This is a genomic window from Mesorhizobium sp. BR1-1-13 (assembly GCF_020165515.1).
Classification (GTDB): Bacteria; Pseudomonadota; Alphaproteobacteria; order Rhizobiales; family Rhizobiaceae; genus Mesorhizobium.
Map to the genome: position 1 here is coordinate 398,469 of NZ_JAIUIH010000005.1, position 9,470 is coordinate 407,938.

Below are 9,470 nucleotides of genomic sequence, written 5' to 3' on the forward strand. Positions count from 1 at the left end.
CTAGGCTAAGCAGTGAATCGGGGAGGCTCATGCGACAGGATGAATCTGCCGTTCGAGCGGGACAACAGTCCCGCGGCAACTCCCGTTCTATCATCGCTCAATACTTGCCCCATCCGGACGGAATGTCGTCCTGTTGATGGCGAGTCAGCAAACATAATTCTCGAATGGAGCCCGTTCTGACCGCGAGGCCATCGGGGGCGGTTGACCATGCAGCAGACGACCAGGCACCAGGCAAGCGGAACCCAGCGCCAGTCGAAAAATGAACGGGAAAGCGAAGCGCCGGGCGGTCGGCCGGCGGCCGCATTTTCGCACCTTCTGCGTGGCGGCCGCATGACGAAATGGAAGGGCGAAGCGGCGAGCTTCGCGCCAAATCTGGCGCATCTCGTGTCCGCGGTCGAGAAATCCGCTTCAGGCGGCCTGTTGGCGGCGGCGCTTCTCGCCGGCCTTGTCGCAACCCCGGCAGGCGCTACCGACCGCTACTGGGATGTCAACGGCACCACCGTCGGGCTCGGAGGCGCCGAGACCTGGAACACGACGACGGCCTTGTGGAACAACCAGACGCAAGCGGGTCCCATGGTCGTCTGGGACAACGCCGCGTTCGACAATGCCGTCTTCGCCGGCACGGCGGCGATCGTTACGATCGGCGCTCCGATCACGGCAGGAGGGCTCACCTTCAATGTCGGCGGCTACACGCTTAACGGCGGCACGTTGACCCTGGGCGGCGCGACGCCGACGATCAACGCAGCCGTCGGAGCGACGACAATCAATTCGGTGATCGCTGGTACGGCCGGCCTGACGAAAAGCGGCGGCGCCAATCTGATCTTGACCGGCAATAACACCTTTAGCGGAGGCATTACGCTAAACGGCGGCGTGCTGGAAGCTGACGACAACGCTGCGCTTGGCGACCTGAGCAACAACATCACCGTTACCTCTGGAAGCCGGCTCCAAATCGACAGCGGGACGACCAGCCGCACGGTTACCATCAATAGCGGCGTGGGGCTGCTTATCCAAGGGCCCGGAACCGGGGGGGCTCGCTATACGGGCGGGGGCAATCTAACTCTTAATTCGGCTACCAACTACCTGACGAACGACAGCAGCGACTACACTGGGACGACGTTTTTCAACGGCGTCGCCGGGACAGCCGACTATCGGTTCACATCGATCGGTAACGTCGGGGGTGGGGCAAGTTCGCTGGGCGCGCCGACCAGCGTAGCGAATGGCACAATCACAATTCAAGGAAATGCACCTAGTACAGACAATCTCAGATATATCGGAGACGGCGACAGCTCTGATCGCAATTGGATCTTCAGCGGTGCTGCCCAGGCCCAGTTGATCAACTCTGGTACGGGAACGCTGACCCTGACGGGCGGCATCTCGATGACGACCACTGCCAGTTCGGCGGCCTTTACCGCCGACACGGCCAATCTCGCGCTGCTTGGAGTCATCAGCGGAACCCCAGGAGTCAGCCTGACCGGAACCGGCCCTTTCAGCGTCACTCTCGGCACCGCCAACACCTATAGCGGCACCACAACCATTCAGGGTGGCATTATCAATGCTTCCGTGCTGACTGACACCGGGACTGCGGGCTCGTTCGGCACCGGGTCGACGATCAGCCTCCTGAATCTCGGCACGGCGAATTACACCGGCGTCGGATCCAGCAGCAATCGTAGCTGGACCATCGATGGGTCCGCAGCCATCAGCAATAGCGGATCGGGCGGGCTGGCGCTTGGCGGGCCTCTGTCATTCACCGCCAATGCCACCGCGGACACGCTCACTCTCGGCGGTAACTACTCCGGTATAAACACGATCTCGGGGGTCATCTCCGGGTCGGGTGACCTTGCCAGCAACGGTAGCACCACATGGCAGTTGAGCGGCGCCAACACGCGGACAGGCAAGGTCATCGTCAACGGCGGAACCCTGCAGATGGGGAGCGCCTCGGCATTCGGCACAACGAGCGGCGTGACGGTCAACGGCGGCACGCTCGACCTCAACGACTTCAATTTGACGACGCCGACGCTGAACGGCACTGGCGGAACGGTGGATCTTGGCGCCGGCACCCTGACGGTCAACAGCGCCAGTGCGAGCAGCTACGCTGGGCAGATCATCGGTACAGGCGGCCTGACCAAGCTCGGCAACAGCACGCTGACGCTTTCGGGCGCCAACAGCTACACCGGCGCAACCAATGTCGGGGGCGGAACGCTCGCGCTCGACTTCAGCCCTGCCGGCGCGCCAAACAACAATATCATCTCCGGCTCCTCGGCTCTAACCTTGAGCGGCGGAACCCTGCGTGTGATCGGCGCAGCGGGTGAGGGCAACAGCCAGAGCTTCGCGGGTCTCACTGTCACTTCAGGCAGCAATACGATCCGTACCGATTCCGGAGCTTCGGCAGGCAGCGTGAACTTGAGCCTCGGCGCCATCAGCCGCACCGGCGGGCTGGTCAATTTCGTCCTGCCGACGAGCGGCGCGATCACCACGGCAAACGCCGACGGTGCGCTCGGCGGGTGGGCGACCATCAACGGTTCGGACTATGCCAAAGTGGTCAGCGGCGGGATCGTCGCTTTCGACGCTGCGGACTATACCAACCAGGATGACGCGGGCCTGTGGACTGCCGATCAGGTCATCAGCGATGCCGACGGCGACGGTGACAGTTTCTTTGGCACTGTCGGCACCAGTGTCATGCTGGGCGGCCTCCGCTACACGACGGCTGACGCCACCCCGAATCCCAATTTCTTCACCATCGCTGCCGGCCAGACGCTCGGTGTGGATGGAACCATCATCGTCGCTCCTTCCGTGGGCACCAGCAATCAGATGATCCAAGGCCCCGGCTTCCTGACCGGCGGCCCGGGCGGCGGGACACTCGGCGTCCAGCAGAATGGTGGCGGCACCTTCACCATTGCTGCGAATATCGTAAACAATGGGGGCGCAACCGGCTTCGCCAAGGGCGGAACGGGGACCGTGGTGCTGACGGGCAACAACACCTACACCGGCGTGACGACGCTGACCGATGGGACGCTGGTGGTCAGCAACATCGGCCCCGGGAGCACGGCAAGCAATATCGGGCAGTCGTCGGCGGCCTCATCCAATCTCGTGATCGAGGGCGGAACGCTGCGTTACACCGGCGGCAACGCGACGACAGACAGGGGCTTCACGCTCGTCAACGGTGGCCTTTCGCGAACGATCCAGGTCGACGGAAGCTCAAACCTCACGTTCAGCGGCCTGGTAACCAGCCCGGACGACGCTGGGTTTACCAAGACCGGAACCGGCACGTTGACGCTCACCAACGCTTCCAACAACTATATAGGTGTGACCACCATCAGCGGCGGCACTCTGGCTGTCAGTACGCTCTCCAATGGCGGGGCGGCCAGTAGCATCGGTGCGTCGAGCAACGACTCGGCCAATCTCGTCCTGAACGGCGGTGAACTTTCTTACATCGGCGCCACAGCTTCGAGCGACAGGGGGTACACGCTCCAAAACACCAGCACGATCAGCGTGACCAACGCTGCCTCCACGTTGACGCTCAGTGGAACTGCCACCGGCCCGGCAGGATTCTTCAAGAACGGAGCCGGCACGCTGGTCCTCGCCGGCACGAACAACTTCGCAGGCAATGTTGTCGTCAACGCCGGGGTGCTGCGGGCAGGGTCTACCCAGGCGTTCGGATCGGCTATCACGACGGTGAATTCCGGCGCAACGCTCGATCTGAACAATTTCAGCAACAGCGTGGCCGGGCTTCCCGGGACGGGTGCTGTGTCGCTCGGCTCTGGCACGTTGACGATCACGCACGGATTCAACTCGGCCTTCTCGGGCGCCATAGGCGGCACGGGCGGCCTGACCAAGTCGGGACCCGGCAACCAGACCCTGTCCGGCTGCGGCAACAATTACACCGGGGCGACCACCATCAACGGCGGCACCTTGAGCGTGGATTGCCTGGCCAATGGCACCCTTGCCAGCGGGATCGGCGCGTCCACAAACGCCTCGTCCAATCTGGTGCTCGCTAACAGCGGCGTGCTTGCCTATACGGGCGGCAACGTCAGCATAGATCGCGGCTTTACCCTCGCAAGCAGCGATAGCTACATCGACGTCATCGGCGGCACGACGCTCGAGTTCAAAGGAACGGTGACCGGAGGCGGCAGGCTCCGCAAGAGCAACAGTGGCGTGCTCGTGCTGTCCGGCTCCAATAATTTCACCGGGGGCACCGTCGTCGACGCCGGCGTGTTGCGCGCCGGATCCACGAATGCGTTTGGCTCGGGCTTCAGCACCGTGACTGCGACGTTGGATTTAGCCGGGTATGACCAGAGTATTTTCGGCCTTTCCGGTGCGGGCTTCAGCGGCGGCAATGTGTTGCTTGGTGGAGCCACACTGACATTCACCAACGGCAATAATCGCGACTATGGCGGGGTGATCAGCGGAAGCGGCAATCTGATCAAAAATGGCGCCGCAGCGCAGGTACTATCGGGTTGCAATAACACCTATCACGGCAGCACGACTGTCAATGCCGGAATCCTTATAGTCTCCTGCCTGAACAATGGCGGTTCGGCCAGTTCGATCGGCGACTCGGGTTCGGCGGCGAGCAATCTCGTGCTCAACGGCGGCACGCTGCGGTATACCGGCACCGGTAGCAGCACGGATCGTCAGTTCACGCTGGGCACCAGCGGCGGCACGCTCGACGCGTCGGGCACGGGCGCGGTGAGCTTCACCAGCACTGTGCCGGTAACGCTCTCGGGCTCCGGTGACCGCACGCTGACCCTTACTGGGAGCAACACAGGCAACAATTCGCTATCGGCGCGTATCGACAATCCGTCGGGCGGCACGGCCTCGCTCAGCAAAACTGGCAATGGCACCTGGGTGCTGAAGAACGCGGCGAGCACCTATACTGGTGCCACGACGATCGGCGGCGGCGTGCTTGCCGTCGACAAGCTGGCGAATGGCCTGCAGGCAAGTTCGATCGGCCAATCGTCGAAGGCAGCCTCCAATCTCGTAATCGGCACCGGTTCGACGTTGCGCTATACCGGCAGCGGTGACACGACGGACCGCTTGTTCACGCTCTCGACCGGGGTCAGCACCATCGAGTCTTCGGGCACAGGCGCGATCGTCTTCAGCGATACAGGATCCGCAGCCTACACAGGAAATGGCGCGCGAACGCTAGCGTTGGGCGGCACCAACACCGGCCTCAACACGATGGGCGGGACCATCATCGATGGATCCGGCGGGGCGACCACGCTCGCCAAGAACGATGCCGGCACCTGGGTGCTGACGGGCAACAACAGCTACAGCGGCAACACCGTCATCAATGACGGCAACCTGATGATCGGCAATGGCGGTACGACCGGCAATGCCGGCACCGGCAATGTCATCGTCGACAAGGCGACCTCGACATTGTCGTTCAACCGCAGCGACACGTTCAATTTCGCCGGCAACCTGAGCGGTGCCGGCAACATCGCCCAGATCGGCACCGGCACGACCAGGCTGACCACGGCGACCGACAGCAGCATCGGCGGCTCGACGCGGGTCGATGTCGGCATGCTGGAGCTTGCCAGCAACTTGACAAGCAACGGCGGCACGACGGTGAATGCCGGCACGCTGCAGGTCGACGCTGGCAAGACGCTGACGACGCCGACGCTCGCGATGAATGCCGGCTCGACGCTGAACGTCAGCGGCACTGTCCAGGCGGCCGGGGCGACACCGGTGGCAATAACCGGCGATGCCGGGGCGAGCACCATCAACATCGCCAATGGCGGTACGTTGCGCGGCAATGGCGATCTCGGCGGCGGCAGCGACATCGTCAATCTGACCGGGACGTTGAACACCGGCGCCGGAGTGCTCAACCTCGGTGCCGGTAACGACGTGCTGACGCTCAACGACGGCGGTATTCTCACCGGAACAGTCAACGCCGGCACAGGCGGGGAGACGGGAGCCGGCGACACGCTGCAGGTCAAGAACAATGCGGCCCGCACGCTCGACGGTGTCAATGTCAGCGGCTTCGAGAGCCTCAACAAGCAGGGCACGGCCACGCTGACGCTGACCGGCAATCACAGCTACAGCGGCGGCTCGACGATTTCGGGGGGGACGCTCGAGGTCGGCAACGGCGCGGTCGCCGGCGCGCTGGTGACGCCGACCGTGACGAACAACGGCACGCTCGCCTTCAACCTGAACAGCAACTATGCCTTCGGCGGCCTCATCTCCGGCACGGGTTCGGTCAACAAGCTCGGCACCGGCACGACAACGCTGACCGGCACCAACAGCCACACCGGCGCCACCAACGTCAATGCCGGTACGCTGCTCATCGACGGCAACCAGTCGGCCGCTACGGGCCAGACCAATGTCGCGACCGGCGCCACGCTCGGCGGCACCGGCATCATCGGCGGCAGCGTCACGGTCGCCGACGGCGGTACGCTCGCGCCCGGCGGCGCCGGCAATATCCCGGGCATGCTGACCATCAACGGGAATCTCGCGCTCGGCAATTCCAACCTCAACGCCAATTTCGGCCAGGCGGGCGTGCCCGGCGGTGCGTTCAACGACCTCATCGATGTCGGTGGCAACCTGACGCTCGACGGCACGCTCAACATCACGCAATCGCCGGGCGGCACTTTCGGACCCGGCGTCTACCGCGTCATGAGCTATAACGGTACGCTGACCGATAACGGACTCACCGTCACCGACCCCGACTATTTTGTGCAGACGTCGGTGGCCAAGCAGGTCAACCTGGTCAATTCGGCGGGTCTGGCGCTGAGCTTCTGGGACGGTGATGCCGGCCCGCATTCCAACGGCGCGGTTGACGGCGGCAGCGGCACCTGGCGCGCCGCTGGCGACCAGAACTGGACGGACTCGACCGGCCTGTTCGCCGCGCCCTTCGCCAATGCCAGCTTCGCCATTTTCCAGGGAACCGCCGGCACTGTCACCGTTGACAGCATCTCAAACGGCCAAGTGCAGGCCGCCGGCATGCAGTTTGCCACCGACGGCTATGTGGTGCAGGGCAACGGCATCGAGCTGGTCGACGACAGCACGCAAGCCGGTCTGCAGTCGGTCATCCGCGTCGGCGACGGCACGTCGGCGGGCGCTGCCTATGTCGCGACGATCGCGTCCAATCTGACGGGCGCCACCCAACTGGTGAAGACCGATCTCGGCACGCTGGTGCTGTCGGGCACCAACAGCTACAGCGGCGGCACCTTCGTCGACGGCGGCACTCTGCAAGTTGGCAGCAATGCCAGCCTAGGCGCCGCGGCCGGCGCACTCACCTTCGACGACGGCACGCTGCACACGACGGACACCTTCGCCGCGGCACGCGACGTCACGCTCAACGCCGGCGGCGGCACGTTCTATACGAACGCCCTGACGACGCTGACGCTGACCGGCACGGTCGCCGGCGCCGGCACGCTCACCAAGACGGCTGCCGGCACGCTGGTGCTGACCGGCGCCAACAGCTACCAGGGCGGCACCTTTATCGACGGCGGCACCATCGAGGTCTCGGCCGACGCCAATCTCGGCAATGCGGCCGGGGCGCTCACCTTCGACAACGGCACCCTGCACACGACCGGCACATTCACCGCGGCACGAAGCGCCACGCTCAATGCCGGCGGCGGCACCTTCGACACGGACGTTTCGACGGTACTGACGCTGACCGGCGCGGTCGGCGGGGCAGGCGCGCTGACCAAGGACGGCGCCGGCACGCTGGTGCTCACCGCCGACAACAGCTATGCCGGCGGCACCACGATTGCGGGCGGCACCTTGCAGCTCGGCAACGGCGGCGCGACCGGCTCCATCACCGGCGACGTGGTCGACAACGGCACGCTCGCCTTCGACCGCAACGACAGCTACGGCTTTGCCGGGCTGATCTCCGGCAGCGGCGGCCTCGACCAGATCGGCAGCGGCATCACCATCCTCACCGCCGACAACAGCTATGCCGGCGCGACCAACGTGCGCGAGGGCACGCTGATTATCGATGGCGACCAGTCGGCAGCGACCGGGGCGACCACGGTGGAGGCCGGCGGCGCACTCGGCGGCGTCGGCACGATCGGCGGCGATGTCAGCGTGCTCGACAATGGCGCGCTCAACCCCGGCGATATCGGCGCCACGCCGGGCACGCTGACGATCAACGGCAATCTCGATCTCGCGGCCAATGCGACGCTCAACTACAATTTCGGGCAGGCCGGCGTGGTCGGCGGCGCCTATAACGACCTCACAATCGTGCATGGCGACCTGACGCTCGACGGTACCATCAATGTAGCCGAGACTCCCGGCGGCAATTTCGGGCCGGGCCTCTACCGCATCATCAGCTATGACGGCGCGCTGACCGATCTCGGGCTCACCGAGAGCTCGCCCAACCACGTCGTGCAGACCTCGGTCGCCAACCAGGTCAACCTGGTCGATATCAGCGCCATGACGCTGAACTTCTGGGACGGCGATGCCGGCCCCAAGAGCAATGATGGTGTCGATGGCGGCAACGGCACCTGGCGGTCGGCCGGCGACGACAACTGGACCGGGCCGGACGGGGACATCAATGCCGCCTTCTCCAACGGCAGCTTCGCCATCTTCGCCGGCACCGCCGGTACGGTGACCGTCGACAACACGAACGGCCAGGTGCAGGCGTCAGGCATGCAGTTCGCCACCGGCGGCTATGTGGTCCAGGGCCAGAACATCGAGCTGGTCGGGCCGCAGGCGACGATCCGCGTCGGCGACGGAACCTTGCCGGGCGCTGGTTACACCGCGACCATCGCATCGGTGCTTGAGGGCAGCTCGCAGCTGGTCAAGAGCGACCTCGGCACGCTGGTGCTCACCGGCACCAACACCTACACCGGCGGTACCCGCATCAACCAGGGAACGCTGCAGTTCACGAGCGATGCCAATCTCGGCGATGCGTCCGGCAGCCTCACCCTCGACGGCGGCACGCTGCGCAACGCCATGGCGATCGCGCTCGCCCGTGGCGCCACGCTTGGTGCCGGCAACGGCACCTTCGAGACGCTTGGCGACCTGACCATCAATGGTTTGATCGACGGCGTGGGCGGCTTCACCAAGACGGGCAGCGCGGCCCTGACGCTGACCGGCGCCAACGCCTATGCCGGAGCGACCACCGTGACGGCGGGCGACCTCTATGTCGACGGCGACCAGAGCGCTGCGACCGGGCCGACCTCGGTCGAGATCGGCGCCACGCTTGGCGGCAAGGGCACCATCGGCGGCAACGTCACGGTGGCCGACGGCGCCACGCTCTCGCCCGGATCGGCCGACGGCACGCCGGGCACGCTGGCCATCGCCGGGGATCTCTCGCTCTCCGGCGGATCGATCCTGAACTACAGCTTCGGCCAGGCAAACGTTGCTGGCGGCGCCCTCAACGACCTCACCACAGTCGGCGGCAATCTCGTTCTCGACGGCACGCTCAATGTGACTGTCCCGTCGGGCGGCACCTTCGGTCCCGGCATCTACCGCGTCTTCGATTACAGCGGCACGTTGACCAACAACGGGCTTTCGGTCGGCTCCGT

1 protein-coding gene is annotated in these 9,470 nt (G+C 64.9%); it reads left to right on the forward strand.

Annotation, left to right across the window (positions count from 1 at the left end; all coding sequences use genetic code 11):
• Positions 1–207: 207 nt before the first annotated feature.
• A partial coding sequence (locus LB533_RS15395) for a beta strand repeat-containing protein (protein ID WP_224677638.1) occupies positions 208–9,470 on the forward strand: 9,263 nt, incomplete at its 3' end.